This is a genomic window from Rhizobium esperanzae (genome assembly GCF_014197615.1).
Classification (GTDB): Bacteria; Pseudomonadota; Alphaproteobacteria; order Rhizobiales; family Rhizobiaceae; genus Rhizobium; species Rhizobium esperanzae_A.
This window is the reverse complement of record NZ_JACIFY010000004.1, coordinates 17,205-36,500: the sequence shown is the minus strand read 5'-3', so window position 1 is coordinate 36,500 and position 19,296 is coordinate 17,205. Positions and strand designations below refer to the sequence as shown.

Genomic DNA, 19,296 nt, shown 5'->3' with positions numbered 1-19,296 from the left:
CTATTTAACCGCCTGCTGCTCGGCTTCAACGGTCGAGGTCATCACCGCCTTCGATCGGTGGCCGGAAACGAGTGCACCGGCATTGCGGTCCATTCGGATGAAGGGAATGGTGGCAATGACGGTCAGTCCGGCGATGACGTAGAAGGCGAGGTGGAAGTCGACGATACCAAGCGCCTCGCCCCTGACATAGATCGAGCTTTCCAGGATCGCGGCGGCGAGGGCGACGCCGAGCGCCAGGCTGATCTGCTGCATCACCGAGCTCATCGATGTCGCCTGGCTGGCTTGCGCGTCGTCGATATCGGCGAAGGCAAGTGCATTGACGCCGGTGAACATGAAGGAGCGCGAGAAGCCGCCGACGAGCAGCACGCCGATGATGACGAGATGCGGCGTTGCCGGCGTGAACAGGCCGGTGACGATAGTCACCAGCGTCGTCACCATGGCGGCGCCGAGCAGCGTCGTGCGGAAGCCGGCAGCGGCGAAGACGCGCTTTGCCATGAACTTGGTGGTGATCGCCCCGATCGCGCCGGCAAAGGTGATGAGGCCGGATTGGAACGGCGTCAGCCCGAAGCCGAGCTGCAGCATCAGCGGCGTCAGGAACGGCATGGCGCCGACGCAGATGCGAAAGAGCGTGCCGCCCAAGGTGGAGGCCCGGAAGGTCGGGTTTCTGAACAGGTTGAGGTTGAGGATCGGCGCCGGGTGGCGCTTGGCATGGCTGATATAAAGGACGCCGCAGGCAAGGCCGATCACGGTGGCGGTGACGCCGATGGCAGGCGGCAGCGCCGGCAGGCTGACCACCGACAGGCCGAAGACGACGCCGGCGGCCGAAAGCGAGGTCAGAACGAAGCCGGCGACATCAAGCTTCGGCGGCGCCGTCGCCTCCACCTCCGGCAGGAAGATCGTCGCAAGCCAGATGCCGATAATGCCGACCGGCACGTTGATCAGGAAGATCCAGTGCCAGCTGAAATAGGTGGTGATGAAGCCGCCGAGTGGCGGACCGGTGAGCGGGCCGACCAGCGCCGGGATGGTGAGCAGCGCCATGGCCGAAACCAGATCGCTGCGCTTCGTCGTGCGCACCAGCACCAGGCGGCCGACCGGCGTCATCATCGCGCCGCCCATGCCCTGCAGGAAGCGGGCAAACACGAACTCGACGAGATTGGAAGAGACGGCGCAGAAAATCGAGCCGATGACGAAGACGGAGATGGCAAGCCGGAAGATCTTCTTGGCGCCGAATCTATCGGCCATCCAGCCGCTGACCGGAATGAACACCGCAAGCGCCACCATATAGGAGGTCAGCGCCAGCTTCAGCGTGATCGGCCCGACATGCAAATCCGCGGCAATTGCCGGCAGCGCCGTCGAGATCACGGTGGAGTCCATCTGTTCCATGAAAAGAGCGACGGCGAGGATCAGCGGGACGATGCGGTTCATAGGCGGGAGCCTTGATGGGCGGGAAGGCCCGTGCTGTTTAGTCCCACTTCAGAGGCCTGCCAATGCTCAAATCCGGTTCGATGCCATGTTTGCTTCACGTCTGCGTGAGAGCGCTTGTCCGACAAGGTCCCCTGCCAACATTGTCTTATGTCGACGCCGCCAAGACAGGAAATTCGACACAAAATCCGGCGGGAAACGAGATCGTGCGGCGACACACCACACGGCTTGGGGGAAGGGATATATGGCAATTTCGACGCGACTGAAACGGCGTACGTTTTTCGCAGCAGGGCTCGGCCTGCTGGCGGCGCCGGCAATTTTGAGAGAGAAGGCCGAAGCGGCCGCGATTGGAGAAAGCAGAAATATGGATGTAACGCCTTTGCCCGAAATCAATCAGTTCAAACTCGGCTCCTATAAATTTACCGCGGTGCGCGACGGCATCAACATCTCCGAAAAACCCTATGAAACCTACGGCACCAATCAGGATCCGGAAACCGTCAAAGCGTTGCTGACGGCAAACTTCCTGCCCGACGACAAGCTGCTGAACGGCTATACGCCGGCCCTTGTCGATACCGGTTCGGATGTCATTCTCGTCGATACCGGCTTTGGCGAGAGCGGCCGCGCAAGGGGCAGCGGCAAGCTTGTTCAAGGCCTGAAAGCGGCTGGATATTCGCCCGACGACGTCACGATCGTCGCGCTGACCCATCTGCACGGCGATCATATCGGCGGTCTGATGGAGAATGGCGCACCTGCCTTCAGGAATGCCCGCTATGTCATCGGCCAGGCCGAATATGATTTCTGGTCGAACAGATCGCGCGAGGGCACGCCGGCCGAGGCTGGCCACAAGGCGGTGCTCGCCAATGTGGCGCCGCTTGCCGAAAAGACGACCTTCATCAAGGATGGCGACGGTTTCGCTCCCGGCGTCACCGCGATGCTGGCGGCCGGCCACTCGCCGGGACATATGATCTTCCACGTCGAATCCGAGGGCAAACGCCTCGTTCTCACCGGCGATACGGCCAATCATTACATCCTGTCGCTGCTGCGCCCGGATTGGGAGGTGCGTTTCGACATGGACAAGAGGCAGGCAGCCGCCAGCCGCCGCAAGGTTTTCGACATGATCGCGACCGACAAGATCGCCTTCCTCGGCTACCACATGCCGTTCCCGGCGGTCGGCTTCGTCGAGCGGCAGGACGGCGGCTACCGCTTCGTGCCGAAGACCTATCAGTTCGACATCTGAGCGGGAAGCGGTTCGATTTTTCCGAATTGCTCTGGGTGCATGGCACCCATGACGAGCCCGGCTCACATGCCGGGCTTTTTGCTATTTCCTTCCTGTCATAGACGTGTTACCAGCCCTCGCCAACTTCCAAGCAACTCATGCACACCGCCGGGGCGGACGATTCGTTTCCCGGCAGGCTCGCATTTTTCTAAAATGAAGGAATTTGGCCATGGCACGCATCATTGAAACGGCAACCGGCGCGGACGCGCTTACCTTCGACGACGTGCTGCTGCAGCCCGGTCATTCCGAGGTCATGCCCGGCCAGACGAACATCGCAACCCGCATCGCCCGCGATTTCGATCTCAACATCCCGATCCTCTCTTCGGCCATGGATACCGTCACAGAAAGCCGCCTGGCGATCGCCATGGCCCAGGCCGGCGGCCTCGGCGTCATCCACCGCAACCTGACGCCGATCGAGCAGGCCGAAGAGGTCCGCCAGGTGAAGAAGTTCGAAAGCGGCATGGTCGTCAATCCGGTCACCATCGGTCCGGAGGCAAAGCTTGCCGAAGCGCTGGGCCTGATGAAGTCGCACGGCATTTCCGGCATCCCGGTCGTGGAGAAGTCCGGCCGCCTCGTCGGCATTCTCACCAACCGCGACGTCCGCTTCGCCTCCGATCCGGAGCAGAAGATCCACGAGTTGATGACCAAGGACAATCTGGTCACCGTCAAGGAGAACGTCGATCAGCAGGAAGCCAAGCGCCTGCTGCATTCGCATCGCATCGAAAAGCTGCTGGTGGTCGATACCGAAGGCCGCTGCGTCGGTCTCATCACCGTCAAGGATATCGAGAAGTCGCAGCTGAACCCGAACGCCTCCAAGGATGCGCAGGGCAGGCTTCGCGCCGCCGCCGCCATCAGTGTCGGCGATGACGGCTTCGAGCGCGCCGAGCGCCTGATCGAGGCCGGCGTCGACCTTCTGGTCGTCGACACCGCCCACGGTCATTCGCAGCGCGTTCTCGATGCCGTCACCCGCGTCAAGAAGCTTTCCAACTCGGTCAGGATCATGGCCGGCAACGTCGCCACCTATGACGGCACCAGAGCGCTCATCGATGCCGGCGCGGATGCCGTCAAGGTCGGCATCGGCCCGGGTTCGATCTGCACGACGCGCATCGTCGCCGGCGTCGGCGTTCCGCAGCTCGCCGCCATCATGTCGGCCGTCCAGGCGGCCCAGGATCAGGACGTGCCGGTCATCGCCGATGGCGGCATCAAATTCTCGGGTGATCTGGCCAAGGCGATCGCCGCCGGCGCTTCCGCCGTCATGATCGGCTCGCTGCTGGCCGGCACCGACGAAAGCCCCGGCGAGGTCTATCTCTACCAGGGCCGCTCCTTCAAGGCCTATCGCGGCATGGGCTCCGTCGGCGCCATGGCGCGCGGCTCAGCCGACCGCTATTTCCAGGCCGAGGTGCGCGACACGCTGAAGCTCGTCCCGGAAGGCATTGAGGGCCAGGTGCCTTACAAGGGACCGGTCTCGGCCGTCGTCCACCAGCTCGCCGGTGGTCTCAAGGCAGCCATGGGTTATGTCGGCGGCAAGGATCTGAAGGATTTCCAGGAGCGCGCCACCTTCGTGCGCATCTCCGGCGCCGGTCTTCGTGAAAGCCACGCCCATGACGTGACGATCACCCGCGAGAGCCCGAACTATCCGGGCGCCGGCCTCTGATCATGAAAGCGGGCAGCGCAATTCCGCTCTGGATCGTCGCGCTGCTCGCAGCCCTTTGCCTCGCCGTGCTCGCCTGGACGACCTTCGGCTTCGTCGTCCCCTTCAAACACGAGACCGGGCAGGCGGTGCTCGATACTTATTTCGCCGGTTACGACGAGTCGGCCGTCTTCCACATGCAGAAGCTGCTCGATGAGAACGAGACGGCGACCAGGCTGTTGCGCGCCATGTATTTCGGGCCGGAACTGATCTTTCCGGCCTTGCTGACGGCGCTGCTGTTTCTGGCCTTCCTCATGCTTGGTTCTGCCCCCTCATGGTTCGGCCGGTCGGTGCATCCGCTCGCCGCAAAGGCGGTCTATCTGTTGCCTTTCATCTACGGCATCGCAGATTACAGCGAGAACATTGCGAGCTTGATCGCCTTCGGCAACGGCGGATCTGCAAGTCTTGCCGCTCAACTGCTGCCGTGGATGACGCGGCTGAAATTCGCAAGTCTCGCCATCTGCTTCATCCTCCTTGCCCGGCTTGCGATCATCCGCTGGCTCGCGCCGCGCGAGCACTGAGGCGCCGTTCAGCCGATCCGGCGCCATCACGGATCGGAAGGCATATGCCTTAACGACGCAGGGGCCGATAGGGCGTTGTCCTGTGCTGGTATCTGGTGCCTCTTTCGGCTAGTGCATTCGCATCGAATGCGGACGTAAAAAGGACTGAGGCGCGCGATATGACCGGCTATCAAATCTTCTGGCCACTCCTTGCCCATGTGGCTCTGGTCTATGGTCTTTATGCGCTGCTCGGGCTGCGGCGTGCAAAAATGGTCCGTGCCGGCAGCATCGCGAAATCCGACTACCGCGAAAATCGCGACGAGCCGGCGACAAGCCTCGTCGTCAAGAATTGCCTGGCCAACCAGTTCGAACTGCCGGTGCTGTTCTACGCCTGCTCTATTCTTCTCTATGTCACCGAGGCCGATAATCTCCCGGCCGTCTGCCTCGCCTGGCTCTTCGTCGCCCTGCGTTATGCCCATGCCGCTGTGCATGTCACCAGCAACGATCTGCGCTACCGCAGCCCGCTCTTTGCCGCCGGTTACCTCACGCTCGCCGCCATGTGGATCTGGCTCGCCGTATGGATGGCAATGGGATAACGTCTTGCCCGGGCTTGCCGGCAATATAGCCATCGCAACAGTGCCGGTTTCATCGAGGAACACAGGCGGGGGAAACCGCTTATCTCCGTCGATTGAAGAATAATTTCCGAAACATGGTTACTAATATTTAAACCGATTGGGCTATTTCTACGCGAGCGAATTATGGCGGGGACGCTTTGCGAGCGAAGATGGGCGAGGAGACAGACGGGGCGGCAATCCATCGGATGGCCATTCTGCGGCTTGTGGGATCGGCGAGTAGCGCGGCGCTGGCACTGATGCTGGCAGCAGCGCCGGGATGGGCGCAGGTCATCGACGGCAACGATACCGAGATTGTCGATGGCAACGATCCGAACGGCACCGGCCCTGGCACACAACCGAGCCCATGGACGATCAATGCCGACCTCCTCGTTGGCGACCAGAACGGCGACGATGCAGCCCTGATCATCCGCAACGGCGGCGAGGTCAGCAATGATATCGGCGTGCTCGGTGTTGATCCCGGCGCGATCGGCACGGTGACGGTCACCGGGGCTGGCTCGACCTGGAGCAATTCCGACGACCTCTATATCGGCCATCAGGGCACCGGCACGCTCACCATCGAAGATGGCGGCGCGGTCGATAATATATTCGGCCGTCTCGGCTATTTCTCAGGTGCCAGCGGCACGGTCACGGTCACCGGCAGCGGCTCGACCTGGACCAATTCGCAGGGTCTCTATGTCGGTGACAGCGGTACCGGCTCGCTGATCATTTCGAATGGCGGGACAGTCACCAGCGCTTCCGGCTATATCAGCAATGATTCCAGCGCCATCGGCGAGGTCACCGTCACCGGCGCAGGCTCGCTCTGGAGCAATTCCGCCGATCTGTCGGTCGGCGAGGCGGGAGCGGGAACGCTGACCATTTCGGATGGCGGCTCGGTCACCTCAAGCGACGGCTATGTCGGCTTCAGTACAGATGGCAGCGGCGTGGTCAGCATAACCGGGGCGGGGTCGAGCTGGGTCAATTCCGGCGGACTGTATGTGGGCGAATTCGGGACAGGTCGTGTGACTGTCGAAAATGGCGGCCTGCTTTCCGCCTCCGGGGTCGTCATCGCCGACGATTCGGGCGCTGTCGGAACTATAGAACTCGTCGGCAGCGCTGGCGGCGGACGCGGCGTTCTGGAGACTGGTTATATCGATGGAGGCGCGGGCGACGCTACCCTCGTCTTCGACGGCGGCATTCTGCGTGCAACGGGCAACGAGGCGAATTTCCTGGGCGGTTTCAACGCGGGCGAGGTCACCTTCGACACCGGCGGTGCCTTTATAGACACGAACGGCTTTGCCATCGGCATATCCACGGATCTGCAAGGCGCCGGTGGTTTGACCAAGCAGGGTACCGGGACGCTCAGCCTTTCGGGCAGCAACAGCTATGGCGGGACGACGACGGTGGAGGCCGGCACCTTGCAGGCGGGCAGTGCCGGCGCCTTCGTGCAGAACGGTGCCTATGCGGTCAATGGCGGCATACTCGATCTCGGCGGTTTCGACCTGACCATGGGCCAGCTTTCGGGAAGCGGCGGCGAGATCGCGATCGGCAGCGCCGACTTGACCATCGACCAGGCGAGCAACGGCACCTATGGCGGCATATTCTCCGGCAGCGGCGCCCTCACCAAGCTCGGCAGCGGCACCTTGCGCCTGACCGGCAACAGTTCGGGCTTTACCGGCACGACCACGGTTTCGGACGGGCGCCTGATCGTTAATGGCAGCCTTGGCGGCATCCTGATGATGACGGGCGGCACGCTGGCCGGGTCGGGTCATACCGGTGCGGTAACCGCCGGGGTGGGCGCGACCATCGCGCCGGGCAATTCCATCGGAACATTGACCGTCGGCGGCAACCTCACCTTCGATCCCAGTTCCACCTATGAGGTCGAGGTGGATCCCGCCAGCACGGCCAGCGATTTGATCTCGGTCGCAGGCATTGCCTTCCTCAACGGCGCCACTGTTGCCCATGTCGGGATGAATGGCGCCTACAAGCCTTTCTCCACCTACACGATCCTGACCGCCACCGGCGGGATCAACGGCACCTTCGGTGCGGTCACCTCCAATTACGCCTTCCTTTCTGCGGGTCTTTCTTATGATCCGAACAATGTCTATCTGGAGATCGAGCGCAACGACGTCAGTTTCAGCGACATGGCACGGACGCGCAACCAGACTGCCGCGGCCGGCGCCGCAGAGAATCTCGGAACCGGCAACGCTCTCTACGATGCCATAGTCACATTGCCCGACGACGAGTCGCAGGTTCAGGCCGGCTTCAATGCGCTTTCCGGTGAAATCCATGCCTCGATCAAAACGGCGCTGATCACGCAGAGCCTCTTTATCCGCGAAGCTGCCAATGAACGCCTGCGTTCGGCGTTTGACAATGCCGACACGACAGCGATGCCGATACAGGCCTTTTGGCCGGGCGGTCCGGAACTTGCAGCCGCCGATCCTTCGGATGCGCCGGTTTTCTGGAGCATGGGTTTTGGCGGCGGGAGCGAGACACGCACCGACGGCAATGCCGCGACCCTCAACCACCACACCGGCGGTTTTCTCGCCGGCGTCGACACCATGGTCGATGACATCAGGTTCGGCCTGTTGGCCGGTTACAGCAATTCCGAGTTCGATCCCCGGCACCGAAGCTCATCGGGAGCGAGCGACGATTATCACCTCGGTCTGTACGCCGGCACGCAATGGGGCGACCTCGCCTTCCGCTCCGGCCTTGCTCACAGCTGGCACCAGATCGACACCGATCGCAGCGTCGCCATCGGAAGCTTCGAGGACAGGCTGGAAGCGAGCTACGACGCCGGCACGCTGCAGGCCTTTGCCGAGCTGGGCTATCGGTTCGATACCGCGGCGGCCTCCTTCGAGCCCTTCGTCAACCTCGCCCATGTGGGTATTCGGACGTCGGGCTTCACCGAAGAGGGCGGGGCGGCCGCGCTCGAGAGCGCCAGCCGCACGACCAGCACCACAATCGCCACGCTTGGACTGCATACCGAAATGGATATCCGCCTGGGCGAGACGAACGCCACCCTGCGCGGCATGGCGGGCTGGCGACATGCTAGCGGCGACATCGTTCCCGTGTCGACGCAGGCCTTTGCAGGAGGAGACGCGTTCACCGTCGCCGGTGTGCCGCTGGCAGAGAACGCCTTCATTCTCGATGCCGGCCTCGATTTCGACCTGAACGAAACCTCCAGCCTCGGCATCGCCTATTCCGGCCAGATTGCGGAAAACGCGCAGCAGCACGGGGTCAAGGCGACGCTGTCGGTGCGTTTCTGAAGCCCGTCGCAGATCCGGCGATCGAGATGCGTAAATCCGCCTGACCATCATTCCCGAGCGGCGATCCAACGCCGAATTCCGCAACCATTTCAAGGCCGTCGGATATAAGTGCAACCAGCGGGCACGTTAAATTCCCGAATCCCATACGCATTTGCCGATCGTTAAAATGCGAGCCTTTCCGTTTACGGCTGATGAAGACCTGCGATGTCATACCCGCCCGACGCGCTGGTTCGGCATGATGCCTCGCCTTGCGAACGATAAGAACGGGAACGACATGGGCGGGGAAAGCATGGATCGGATCGGCTTGCGCAGAAAGCCGAAGCAGGAGCGCAGCATCCAGAGGCTGGATCTCATTCTCGCCGCCGCCGCCAGGATCATCGCCGAAAAGGGTGTCAACGCCATGCGGATGACCGAACTCGCCGTCGCCGCCAAGGTGCCGATCGGCTCGGTCTATCAGTATTTTCCTGAGAAGGCGGCGATCGTCAAAGCTCTGTTCGACCGGCACGCCTCGGCGATCCAAGCAAAAACAGTGGCGATGTTTGCCGATGTCGGCTCGCTCGACGAGGCGCTCGACCTCGTCTGTGACATCATCGACTGGTATTACGATTCCTACCACGACGATCCCGTCTATCTCGGCGTCTGGATGGGAACGGAGACTGACCAGGATCTGCTGCAACTGAATATCGAGCATAGCGGCCGCGTCGCCGGCATCTTCCGTGACGCGGTGCGTCGGCTGGCTCCCGATCTTTGCGACGAGCAGATGCATGCGCGCACTTACATGTTCAGCCACCTGATCGGCGCCGTCATCCGGCTTGCGGCCGTCAGCGACGAGGCGCTCGCACGGCGCGTGCTCGACGAGTGGAAACGCGTCATCCGCGCCTCGCTTTTCGCCTCCACCCTACCGAATGCTGCCTGATGCACCGTCGCCCGGAAGCGCGCAGCGGTCCCGGGAGAACGACATGCATGAAAACAAAGAACGCGCCGCATGAATGAGATCCGATGCGACGCGCTTTGCAACCTTACCAGCTCGGCACCATGTTGGCGGCCTTCAGCCTGGGATAAAGGCGGGCCTGGGCGGATTTGACATCGGCCTCGAGGGTGTCGTCGACGACAGCAGGCGTGATGTTGTCGAGGCAGGCGGTGATATGCGCGGTGATCGCGTTCATCAGCGAGAGCGAAACGCCCGGCCGCTTCATGATGCCGATCTGCACCGGCGGCAGCGCCGGAAAGCCGTCGGCCTGGCTCAGCACCTTCATGCCGGTTCGCAGCGCCGATTCCGGCATGACCGAGACCGCCATGCCGGCAAGCACGGCCGCGGCAACGACGGTGCAGGACCAGCTGGTGAACAGGATCTGGTGTTCGCGTCCCACGGCATCGAGCGCCGAGCAGGCGAGCTGGCGCCACTGGCAATCGCGCCGGCCGACGGCCAGCGGCACCGGCGCGTCGTCGCGGAGCGGATGGTTGGCCGAACCCACCCAGCAGAGCGGCTCGGTTCTCACCACGTCGGACATGCGCTCGCGCGGATTGTGGGTGACGAGCGCAATGTCGAGCTCGCCCTTGTGCATGCGCTCGGCAAGATCGACCGAGGGTTCGCAGACGATGTAGAGCTCGACGTTCGGATGGGTCTTGGCGAAGCGGCCGATGATTTCGGGCATGTAGCGGTCGGCATAATCGTCCGGCGTGCCGATACGCAGCGTCCCCTCCAGCCTGTTGTCGTCGAAGGCGGCGATCGCCTCGTTGTTGAGGCGGATGATGCGCCGGGCATAGTTGAGCAGTTTTTCGCCCTCGACCGTCAGCCGGTTGCCGCGTCCATCCTTGATGAACAGCTGCTTGCCGATGCGCTCTTCGAGGCGGCGCATCTGCATGGAGACGGCCGATTGGGTCTTGTAGACCCTGTCGGCGGCCTTGGTGAAGCTGCCGGAATCGACGATGGCGATGAAAGTCTGCAACTGGTCGAGATCAAGAGGCGCGGACATGGTGTCACCCATAAAGATAGCTGATGATAATCATTAGAAACATTCGTTGGACTGATCAATAGCTCTTTGGCATCTTCGGGATGCAAATCAAAGCAATGTGAAGGACAGACACCCTGCCTGTCCAAGCGGAATTCAGCTTGCTCCTTCCCGCATGACCTCGCGGGAGGGGTGGGTTGCGTTGCGCGCCGATCTAAAACGTTACAGCGCCCTTCACCCGTCTGAAAAGACGTGCGGCACTGTACAGAAAGGAGAGTTCAATGCGCATGACAGAACAGACACTCGAACTCGACTGCGGCAAGCCGACCCGGACGTTTTCCCAGCGTCTGGCGGCAGGTTTCGCACCGTTGGCCTCTCTCTTTCGGATGTTCCGCAATCGCATGGAGATCAACGCGCTGCACGATCTGAACGACAGTCAGCTGAGGGATATCGGCCTCACCAGGGCCGATCTGACCTCCGCGTTCGTGGCGTCGACCTTTTTCGAGGACCCGTCGGAACATCTGACGCGTTCGGCGCGCAATCGCTGGCGCCTGCAGCTTTTCCGTTCCTACCCGGAGTAGGAGCGTCGAGTTTCCCCGCAGGGTGATAGCCAATAGCCCTGCCGCTTGACCCGGTGATCGGCTTTTCCCAAAGCCATCTCCGGGTTTTTTTATGCCTTGGTGCCGGGGGAGGGCTTCGGCCGATACGTCTCGAAGATCGCCTCCAGGTTCCTCTGGTAGGTCTTCTGCACTTCCAGTCCGCTGTCGAACATGGCGTTCAGCATCTCGCCATAGCTGTCGGCAGTAACCTTCGCCTCTTCCTTCGGCGCCTCGGGCGTCTTGCTTGCCGGCTGGGCGGCCTGCTGGCCGAGCCCACCCATCATCTCCTGGAAGGCCTTGGCGAAGGGGTTGTCGAGGAAGGGGTTCGGCTGAGGCGCCGGTTGAGCCTTCGGCAGCGAAAACATCTGCTGCATCGCCTGCGTGAAGGGATTGTCGAAGATGCTGGGCTCAGGGGCCGTCTTCGGTTTCGGCGCGAAGCCAGTGCTCTCAAGCCATTTCTGGATGGTTTCGCCCATCGCCGTGTTGACGAAGGGGTTGACCGGGGCGGCCATCTGGCCGGTCGTCTGCTTGAAGAGCCCGCCCATCAGCGTATCGGCCAGCACCGGCAGCATCCGCTGGTAGATATCCTGGCCGATCCCGGTCATCTGTGCCGCCTGGGCGGCGACTGCGCGCGAAACTTCCTTCGAGCCGAAAAGCTGGGCGAGGATGTTGTTGCCGTCGGAAATGCCCTCCGGCGTGAAAGCCCGGCTCATATCCTCGAAATAACGCGCGTAATTGCCGGAGGAGACGGCCTGCATCAGGCCGACAAAATCATAAGGATTGCTGGTGCTGCGTTTCAGGCCGGCGGAAAAAGCCGGCATCAACGCCGCCATCGCCTTGGTCGCCTGTTCCTGCGCCAGATTGAACTGCCGGGCGATCGCTTCCATCGCCGCGCCGTTCTGCGCCTGCATCATCATGTCGAAGAGTGGCAGCATGGAGGTCCCTTTCCCCGAGTCGTGACGCGTGTCACGCCACTATATCCGGAAATGGTAATGTGCAAACGGCTTTTTGCCATAAGAACTTAAAGCAAAGCCAGCGAAAGCGCCGAGCGGTTTTCCGGGCGGGAGACAGCCCGGGCAGGCTCAGTACTGATAGTCCTCGAAGACCGGTTCGACGGAGCCGTTCCAGCGGCCGTGATAAAGCGACAGCAGATCCTCGGCGAGTGTCGCCTTCTTGGCGAGCACTTCGTCGAGCGGCGCCAGGAAGATGCTCTCGTCCTGGCCTTCGCGGTTCAGCCGGCCGCGCGCCTTGAGCCCGGCTTTCGATATGGCGACCACCTCGCGCGCCACATCGAGCAGCGCATGCCCGCGAAACACCGCCTTCAGCCCTCCTGCCGGAACGGCATTGCGCAGGGCGCCGACCTCGGCAAAGGTCCAATCTTTGGTCAGCTCGTCGGCGGCCTCAAGCGCTGCGTCGTCGTAGAGCAGGCCGACCCAGAAGGCCGGCAACGCACAGATGCGCCGCCACGGGCCGCCGTCGGCGCCGCGCATTTCGAGGAAACGCTTCATCCGCACGTCCGGGAAGAGCGTGGAAAGATGGTTCGTCCAGTCCCCCATTGTCGGCGCGGGATCTGCGACCTCGCCCTTCAACGCGCCGTTCATAAACTGGCGGAAGGTGACATGGGTACAGTCGTGATAGTGCCCGTCCCGGACGATGAAATACATCGGCACGTCGAGCGCCCATTCGGCATAGTCGCGGAAGCCGAAATCGTCGCGGAAGGTGAAATCGAGCAGCCCTGAGCGCTGGTTGTCGACATCGCGCCAGATATCGCCACGCCAGGAAAGCAGCCCGTTCGGCTTGCCCTCGGTGAAGGGCGAGGATGCAAACAGGGCGGTCGCCAGCGATTGCAGCTTCATCGAGACGCGCATCTTCCGGCGCATGTCGGCTTCCGAGGAGAAATCGAGATTCACCTGGATCGTGCAGGTGCGGTACATCATGTCGAGACCCTGGCTGCCGACCTTCGGCATGTAGCGGGTCATGATCTCGTAGCGCGATTTCGGCATTTGTGGGGTTTCGGCATAGGTCCATTTCGGGCTGCCGCCGATGCCGAGGAAGCGGATGCCCATCGGCTCGGCGATCTCACGCAGCGTCGCCAGGTGCTGGTTCGATTCCCGGCAGGTCTCGTGCAGCGTTTCCAACGGTGCGCCGGAGAGTTCGAACTGGCCGCCCGGCTCGATCGAGATCGCCCCCATGCCGCTCTGCTCGGCAAGGCCGATGATATTGCCGCCGTCCATGATCGGCTCCCAGCCGCTTTTCGCCTGCAGACCGGTGAGCAGGGCCGAAATGCTGGCGTCGCCGAAATAGGGAACCGGGCTGTTGTCGGCGCGGAAGAAGGCGAATTTCTCGTGTTCGGTGCCGATCCGGAAGCGCTCCCGCGGCTTGTTGCCGGCGGCGATGTAATCGGTCAGATCCTGAACCGAAGAGAGCGGTGTCTGGTCGGTGGTGTCGCGGGCCATGCGGGGTACCTGTATTCGAAAAGGCGCCCAGGGGGCGGGGCATCTGGAAGGGTGATTAGGACCCAAGCCACGTATGTTGCAAGTGAAATTCTTTCAATGACGCATCAAAAAAATAGCAGCGATTTCCATGTCCACCCGTTTTCGCCGTCAGCGCCAGTCGCCGATCGCCGCCTGGACCACCGCCAGCGCTGCAACCGCTGCCGTATCGGCCCTGAGGATGCGCGGTCCGAGCGGAATGGCGGTGACGAAATCGAGCCTTCGAAGCCGTGCCCGTTCCTCTTCGGAAAAGCCGCCTTCCGGCCCGACCAGCAAAGCCAGATGCCTTTCCCTGATCGCCGACAGCACCGGCAGCGGGTTCTGCCCGGCATCGCCCTCGTCGCAATAGATGATGCGGCGCTCCGTCGGCCAGCGGTCGAGCAGGTCGGAAAGCCGCACCGGCTCGGCCACCTCGGGAATGCCGAGAATGCCGCATTGCTCCGCCGCCTCGACGACATTGGCGCGCAGCTTGTCGAGATTGGTGATCTTGCCCTGCACGTGCTGGGTCATGACGGGCTGCAGCAGGCCCGCGCCCATTTCGACCGCCTTCTGCACGAGATAATCCAGGCGGCCGACCTTTAGCGGCGCGAAGAGATAATGCAGGTCGCAAGGTGCGGGCTGCGGCCGCGTCTCTTCGGTGGCCGTCAGCTGGATGCGCTTGCGCGTGGGGAAGCTGAGGGTCGCCTTCCACTCACCGTCACGGCCATTGAAGAGCAGGATCTCTGCGCCGGCCTCCATCCTCAGCACATTGGCGAGATAGTTGAACTGGTCGGCGCTCGCCTCGATGGCGGCGCCGGCAGAAAGCGGCGCGTCGACGAAAAGCCGTTGCATGCGGAAATTGGCGCGCATTCGAAAAACTCTTAAAGCATGTTGCGCAAAAGTGTGCAGCGGTTTTGCGACAACAACATGCGTGAAACAGAGACCTAAAGCACGTCACATGAATCAAGTTTGATGCGACGTGCTTTAGGTTTCAGACGAAGAGCGCGAACATAGCCCAATAAATCATTGCCGCAAGCGCTGCCGAAACCGGCACGGTGATGATCCAGGCGGCGACGATGGTCATGAAATGCGAGCGGCGCACCAGATAGCGCCGCCGCCTCTCGTGAACATTCGGCTCCTCCGGCTCCTCGAGATCGAAGCTTTCCGTCTTGCGCCTGATATAGGCGATACGGCGCGTCGAGTGGCGCGTATACCATTCGCGGAAGAAGCCGACGCCGAAGACGGAGCCGACGGCGATATGCGTGGTGCTGACCGGCAGGCCGAGCCACGAAGCGACGATGACGGTGAAGGCGGTCGACAGCGCCACGCAATAGGCGCGCATCGGGTTGAGCTTGGTGATTTCCTCGCCGACGAGACGGATCAGGCGCGGGCCGAACAGCAGCAGGCCGACGGAGATGCCGAAGGCGCCAATCAGCATCACCCAGAGCGGCGGATGCCCCAGGCCGTCGCCGCCGATGCCGACCGAATGGACGATCGCCGAAAGCGGCCCGACCGCGTTCGAAACGTCGTTTGCGCCATGCGCGAAGGAAAGCAGCGCCGCAGAGCCGATGAGCGGCAGCCGGAACAGCACCCGCAGCGAACTGTTGCGGTTTTCAAGGGCCCGCGCCTGGGCAAGAACGAGCGGCCGGGCGGCAAGCCAGCTGACCAGCCCGCTGCCGATGCCGATGAGGATGACGGTGAAGGCCGGAAATTTGCCCGTGGGCGACAGCTGCAGCACCATATAGGCCGTGAAGCCGCCGGCCATGACCGCCACCAGCACCGGCACCCAGCGCTCGGCTGCCGCGATCTTGTCGTCGCGGTAAATGATCAGCGTCTTGACGAGATAAAGCAGCCCGGCCGCGATCAGCCCGCCGATCAGCGGCGAGGTGATCCAGCTCGAGGTGATTTCCGCCATCACCTGCCAGTTCACCGGCTCCGGCCCGACGGCTGCGATGCCGGCGCCGATCACTGCCCCGACGATCGCATGGGTGGTGGAAACCGGCGCGTTCATCCAGGTGGCGAGGTTGATCCAGAGGGCTGCCGCCATCAGCGCCGCCATCATGATCCAGCCGAGCAAGGCCTGCGGCACCCGGACGGTGTCGACGATATTCGAGGAAATCGTCCTGACGACTTCACCACCGGCGATCGTGGCGCCGAGAACCTCGAAAATTGCTGCGATGACCAGCGCCTGGCCCATCGTCATGGCGCGGGCGCCGACGGCCGCGCCGACATTGTTGGTCACATCATTGGCGCCGATGTTCATTGCCATATAGCCGGCAAGGGCCGCCGCCGCCACGACGAGCACCGCTCCCGGCTGGTCGAACACATAGACGCCGGCAAATAACATCGCCAGACCGACGAAGATCAAGCCGAGACCGGGCGCCACCAGCAGCCGCAGGACATGCTTTGCCGCGTCCTCGGCATGGGTGATCTTGTCGAGATCCTTGTCGAGCGTGCGTTTCGTGAGGACTGTGGGACGTGGCGGCATTCGTTTTCCGGGATATGAAATCTGCTTCTAGGCTGCTTTTCTAGCACAGCAAGATGGCAGGATTCATTTCGCCGAAATCTGTTTGGCCGCCGAAATCTGCTTGGCCTCCGGGACCTGTTTGGCCCCTGGGGACGCAAGTCTTTCCGTCATCACCCGCTTGAAGGCGAGCAGCAGGCCACGAAGCTCCGGTTCGCGCACGCGTCCGGCCGCCTCATCGAACGAGACCCATTCGATGGTGCGTTCGCCCTTTTCCTTGAAGTTCTTCGCTATGTCGCTGACTTCGAGCGCATAGACCTGCACCTTGCAGACCACCTGCACGCCGTCGCGCAGCACTTTCGAATAGCTGTAAGCGCCGAGGGTCTCCTTCTCGACCACGCCGCGGACGCCGGCTTCCTCAAGGGCTTCCTGTGCGGCGACCTCATGAGCGCACTTGCCCGTCATCGGCCAGCCCTTGGGAATGACCCAGCGGCCGGTATCGCGGCTCGTCATCAAAAGCACCTCGACGTCACCGCTCTTCTTTTTCACCCGGTAGCAGATCGCACCATATTGCTGTCGCGGCGGACGCCGGAACATCAGTTGCACATCGGATGCCAATCGGGCGAGAAGAGTCAATTGTCGGGTCACCTTCCAAAGGGTCGTTAGGAATCACTCATATACGTGTATCACGAAAAGCCTACACAATCCAAAAGAGCGACGGGACGATCCGAACGCGATTCGATTGCCGTACATAGGGGAATCGAGGCCGGACAGGTTCGGAAATTCCGTCATGCTCTGTCTCGAATGCGCCACATTGCACAGGTGTACAATATGGCGCGGACTTGCCTTTCATTCAATGGCAAGATCAAGTGATCCACTATCATTTGTGCTTGTGGTAATCATGCGTCTTCCACCACTCAACGCCATCCGCGCCTTCGAGGCCGTCTGCCGTCACGGCAGCATCATGAAGGCCGCCGAAGAGCTGAATGTGGTGCGCGGCGCCGTGCGCCAGCAGATCGCTACGCTGGAGAATCATGTCGGGCGCAAGCTCTTCACGCGTGACGGCCGCAGGCTGGTCCCGACCGTGCAGGCGAGCGCCTTTGCCGTCGCTGCAGGCACCGCCTTCGATATTCTGCAACGCGCCGCTTTGGAACTCGAAGGCATCGTGCCGGGCCGCATCCGGCTCGGCGTGCCCTCCGCCTTCGCGGTCTGGTGGTTGATGCCGCGCGTGGCGGACATGCAGGCAAGCCTTGGAGATACGGTGGTCGACATCGTGCCGATGACCGTAGTCGAGCCGCTGCAGACCCACCCGGAACTGGACGCTCTGATCATGGGCGGCGAATATCGGCCGGCCGCAGGCATGACCGCCCTGCGTTTCATGGAAGACGAATTCGGCCCGGTCGTGACAGCCGCGCTTGCCGCGACGCTCTCGGCCGATCCCGAGGCGATGGGCGCCCTGACGATGCTCGTCAGCCGCAGTGCTCCGAAGCTCTGGGACGAATGGTTTGCCGAAAGCGGCACGCCCCCGGTCGCCTTTTCCCGCACCCAGGAATTCGAGGATCTGCTGCTGGCGCTCGGAGCTGCCCGCTCCGGGCTTGGCGTTGCTCTGGCGCCGCGCGCCTCGATCGAAGACGATCTTCAGCGCGGGCATCTGCTGGCGCCCTACGGCTTCATTGCCCGGCCGTCGGGCTACCGCCTCTGCTGCCGGACGCCGGATGCCAAACGGCCGGCCTTTGCGGCGCTGGCCGCCTGGCTGCTTCGTTGCGGGACCGGGACTTGAAAGGGCAGATTTTCTGCTCCTTTGCCAGAATTACTTCCATATTCGTGGGCTCGCTGCTCCGCTAAAAACGGTGCAACGACGGCAACAGGGAAGAGATGATGGAAAAGACCGCAACTCGCATCGACTGGATCGGCGACAGCTGCCGCTTGCTGAAGGCGACGGCTGCCGAATTCGAGCAGACGCGTCCTTTCGAGGGCCTGTCGATCGGCACCGGCATCCATCTCGAGCCGAAGACGGCGGCGCTCTTGATGACGCTGCGCGCCGGCGGCGCGCGTCTCGTCTGCACCGGCAATCTCAACAGCACCCAGCCGTCGACGGTCGAGTTCCTTCGCTCTGAGGGCATTACGGTCTTCGCCACGCAGACGACCGATCCTGCCGCCCATCATCAGAGCCTCAAGACCGTCATCGCAGAAAGGCCGGACCTGCTGCTCGACAATGGCGGCGATCTGTTCGCGATCGCGGCGGAAAAGCCCTATGCCAACCTGCGCGGCGGCACCGAGGAAACCACCTCGGGCCGCACCCGCCTGCTGCCGCTGCGCGAGCGCCTTAAAATACCGATCCTCGTCATCAATGACAGCCCGATCAAGCAGTTCGCCGAAAACAGGCATGCCGTCGGCCAGAGCCTGTTCGAAAGCTATCTGCGCTTCACCAACCGCTCGACCAACGGCAAACGCGTAACGGTCTTCGGTTACGGCGCCTGCGGCAAGGGCGCCGCCGCCTGTTTCCGCAATGCCTTTTCGACCGTCAGCGTCGTCGATATCGATCCGGTCACGGCGCTCGAAGCGCATCTCGACGGGTTCGCGACGCCGCTGCGCGAGGCGGCGATCCGCTCGGCCGATATTCTCGTCACCGTCACCGGTTTTGCCGATATCGTCACGGCAGCCGACCTGCCGCTTTTGAAGGACGGCGCGATCCTGATGAATGGCGGCCATTTCCCGCAGGAGATCGATGTCGAAGCCTTCCGCCGCCATCCCGATGTCACGGCCATCGAGCGCTACGAGGCCGATCATATCGAGACCTTCCATCTGAGCGACGGCCGCTCCTTTCATGTGCTCGGCGGCGGCCACATGGCCAATCTCGCCGGCCCGAGGCCGCTCGGCAACAGCGTCGAATCGATGGATCTCGGCTTCACCCTGCAAGCCCGCTGTCTCGAGCGCATCGCCAAAGGCGAGGCCGGTCCCCATTCCTGCATCGTGCCTGTGCCCAGGGATATCGATGCGATGGTGGCGAGCGCCTATCTCGAATTGGCGCGCTGAGCCTTG

Annotated in this window: 16 protein-coding genes; 9 read left to right on the top strand and 7 right to left on the bottom strand. The window is 62.5% G+C overall.

Translation table 11 applies throughout. The annotated features are described in order from the left end of the window. Positions 1-1,425, bottom strand: a complete 1,425-nt coding sequence (locus GGD57_RS06700) for a DHA2 family efflux MFS transporter permease subunit (protein WP_184468105.1) — start codon at positions 1,423-1,425, stop codon at positions 1-3. 241 nt (positions 1,426-1,666) lie between these two features. On the opposite strand from GGD57_RS06700, the gene GGD57_RS06695 reads away from it, so the two are divergent. From GGD57_RS06695 to GGD57_RS06670, 6 genes are all read left to right on the top strand, one after another. Next, positions 1,667-2,659: an MBL fold metallo-hydrolase gene (locus GGD57_RS06695; RefSeq protein WP_184468103.1), complete on the top strand. Its 993-nt coding sequence runs from the start codon at positions 1,667-1,669 to the stop codon at positions 2,657-2,659. Positions 2,660-2,867: 208 nt separating this feature from the next. Beyond that, a complete protein-coding gene (gene guaB / locus GGD57_RS06690) occupies positions 2,868-4,352 on the top strand; it encodes an IMP dehydrogenase (RefSeq protein ID WP_184468101.1) in 1,485 nt (494 codons plus the stop codon). Positions 4,353-4,354: 2 nt separating this feature from the next. Continuing rightward, positions 4,355-4,909, top strand: coding sequence for a hypothetical protein (locus tag GGD57_RS06685; protein ID WP_184468099.1), 555 nt, complete (start codon positions 4,355-4,357; stop codon positions 4,907-4,909). A 158-nt stretch (positions 4,910-5,067) separates the two neighbouring features. Next, entirely contained in the window at positions 5,068-5,484 is a 417-nt protein-coding gene (locus tag GGD57_RS06680; RefSeq protein WP_184468097.1) for an MAPEG family protein, read from the top strand. 188 nt (positions 5,485-5,672) lie between these two features. Beyond that, complete coding sequence (locus GGD57_RS06675) at positions 5,673-8,768, top strand: autotransporter outer membrane beta-barrel domain-containing protein (protein WP_184468095.1); 3,096 nt, start codon at positions 5,673-5,675, stop codon at positions 8,766-8,768. Positions 8,769-9,042: 274 nt separating this feature from the next. Then, positions 9,043-9,684 carry a TetR/AcrR family transcriptional regulator gene (locus GGD57_RS06670; RefSeq protein ID WP_184468093.1) on the top strand — a complete coding sequence of 214 codons (642 nt, stop codon included), beginning with the start codon at positions 9,043-9,045 and terminating at the stop codon, positions 9,682-9,684. A 103-nt stretch (positions 9,685-9,787) separates the two neighbouring features. Here the strand turns inward: GGD57_RS06670 and GGD57_RS06665 are convergent, their stop codons facing one another. After that, the gene (locus GGD57_RS06665) at positions 9,788-10,744 is read right to left on the bottom strand and encodes a LysR substrate-binding domain-containing protein (RefSeq protein WP_097613246.1); all 957 of its coding nucleotides are present in this window, start codon (positions 10,742-10,744) and stop codon (positions 9,788-9,790) included. Positions 10,745-11,001: 257 nt separating this feature from the next. On the opposite strand from GGD57_RS06665, the gene GGD57_RS06660 reads away from it, so the two are divergent. After that, complete coding sequence (locus GGD57_RS06660) at positions 11,002-11,301, top strand: DUF1127 domain-containing protein (protein ID WP_184468091.1); 300 nt, start codon at positions 11,002-11,004, stop codon at positions 11,299-11,301. A gap of 89 nt (positions 11,302-11,390) precedes the next feature. Here the strand turns inward: GGD57_RS06660 and GGD57_RS06655 are convergent, their stop codons facing one another. The 5 genes from GGD57_RS06655 to GGD57_RS06635 form a co-directional block, all read right to left on the bottom strand. Further along, on the bottom strand, positions 11,391-12,254 hold the full coding sequence (locus tag GGD57_RS06655; RefSeq protein WP_184468089.1) for a DUF937 domain-containing protein: 864 nt from the start codon (positions 12,252-12,254) through the stop codon (positions 11,391-11,393). Positions 12,255-12,401: 147 nt separating this feature from the next. After that, positions 12,402-13,775 carry a glutamate--cysteine ligase gene (locus GGD57_RS06650; protein ID WP_184468087.1) on the bottom strand — a complete coding sequence of 458 codons (1,374 nt, stop codon included), beginning with the start codon at positions 13,773-13,775 and terminating at the stop codon, positions 12,402-12,404. A gap of 147 nt (positions 13,776-13,922) precedes the next feature. Then, positions 13,923-14,660 (bottom strand): 16S rRNA (uracil(1498)-N(3))-methyltransferase, encoded by a 738-nt coding sequence (locus tag GGD57_RS06645; RefSeq protein WP_184468085.1) that lies wholly within the window; start codon positions 14,658-14,660, stop codon positions 13,923-13,925. A gap of 121 nt (positions 14,661-14,781) precedes the next feature. Beyond that, positions 14,782-16,278, bottom strand: a complete 1,497-nt coding sequence (locus GGD57_RS06640; RefSeq protein ID WP_184468083.1) for an inorganic phosphate transporter — start codon at positions 16,276-16,278, stop codon at positions 14,782-14,784. 63 nt (positions 16,279-16,341) lie between these two features. Continuing rightward, positions 16,342-16,890, bottom strand: a complete 549-nt coding sequence (locus GGD57_RS06635; RefSeq protein ID WP_184468081.1) for an NUDIX hydrolase — start codon at positions 16,888-16,890, stop codon at positions 16,342-16,344. A 265-nt stretch (positions 16,891-17,155) separates the two neighbouring features. Between GGD57_RS06635 and GGD57_RS06630 the strand changes: the two genes are divergently transcribed. Both GGD57_RS06630 and GGD57_RS06625 read left to right on the top strand, forming a co-directional pair. Beyond that, entirely contained in the window at positions 17,156-18,034 is an 879-nt protein-coding gene (locus GGD57_RS06630; protein ID WP_184468079.1) for a LysR substrate-binding domain-containing protein, read from the top strand. A 98-nt stretch (positions 18,035-18,132) separates the two neighbouring features. Next, positions 18,133-19,290, top strand: a complete 1,158-nt coding sequence (locus tag GGD57_RS06625) for an adenosylhomocysteinase (protein ID WP_184468077.1) — start codon at positions 18,133-18,135, stop codon at positions 19,288-19,290. Positions 19,291-19,296 lie beyond the last annotated feature (6 nt).

Excerpts from the sequence above, each read along its gene's own strand:
- GGD57_RS06670 (WP_184468093.1), top strand. The coding sequence starts at position 9,043 with ATGGGCGGGGAAAGCATGGATCGGATCGGCTTGCGCAGAAAGCCGAAG.
- GGD57_RS06695 (WP_184468103.1), top strand. The coding sequence starts at position 1,667 with ATGGCAATTTCGACGCGACTGAAACGGCGTACGTTTTTCGCAGCAGGG.
- GGD57_RS06655 (WP_184468089.1), bottom strand. The coding sequence starts at position 12,254 with ATGCTGCCACTCTTCGACATGATGATGCAGGCGCAGAACGGCGCGGCG.
- GGD57_RS06650 (WP_184468087.1), bottom strand. The coding sequence starts at position 13,775 with ATGGCCCGCGACACCACCGACCAGACACCGCTCTCTTCGGTTCAGGAT.
- GGD57_RS06630 (WP_184468079.1), top strand. The coding sequence starts at position 17,156 with ATGCGTCTTCCACCACTCAACGCCATCCGCGCCTTCGAGGCCGTCTGC.
- GGD57_RS06645 (WP_184468085.1), bottom strand. The coding sequence starts at position 14,660 with ATGCGCGCCAATTTCCGCATGCAACGGCTTTTCGTCGACGCGCCGCTT.
- GGD57_RS06665 (WP_097613246.1), bottom strand. The coding sequence starts at position 10,744 with ATGTCCGCGCCTCTTGATCTCGACCAGTTGCAGACTTTCATCGCCATC.
- GGD57_RS06640 (WP_184468083.1), bottom strand. The coding sequence starts at position 16,278 with ATGCCGCCACGTCCCACAGTCCTCACGAAACGCACGCTCGACAAGGAT.
- GGD57_RS06660 (WP_184468091.1), top strand. The coding sequence starts at position 11,002 with ATGCGCATGACAGAACAGACACTCGAACTCGACTGCGGCAAGCCGACC.
- GGD57_RS06625 (WP_184468077.1), top strand. The coding sequence starts at position 18,133 with ATGGAAAAGACCGCAACTCGCATCGACTGGATCGGCGACAGCTGCCGC.
- GGD57_RS06700 (WP_184468105.1), bottom strand. The coding sequence starts at position 1,425 with ATGAACCGCATCGTCCCGCTGATCCTCGCCGTCGCTCTTTTCATGGAA.
- GGD57_RS06675 (WP_184468095.1), top strand. The coding sequence starts at position 5,673 with ATGGGCGAGGAGACAGACGGGGCGGCAATCCATCGGATGGCCATTCTG.
- GGD57_RS06680 (WP_184468097.1), top strand. The coding sequence starts at position 5,068 with ATGACCGGCTATCAAATCTTCTGGCCACTCCTTGCCCATGTGGCTCTG.
- GGD57_RS06685 (WP_184468099.1), top strand. The coding sequence starts at position 4,355 with ATGAAAGCGGGCAGCGCAATTCCGCTCTGGATCGTCGCGCTGCTCGCA.
- guaB (WP_184468101.1), top strand. The coding sequence starts at position 2,868 with ATGGCACGCATCATTGAAACGGCAACCGGCGCGGACGCGCTTACCTTC.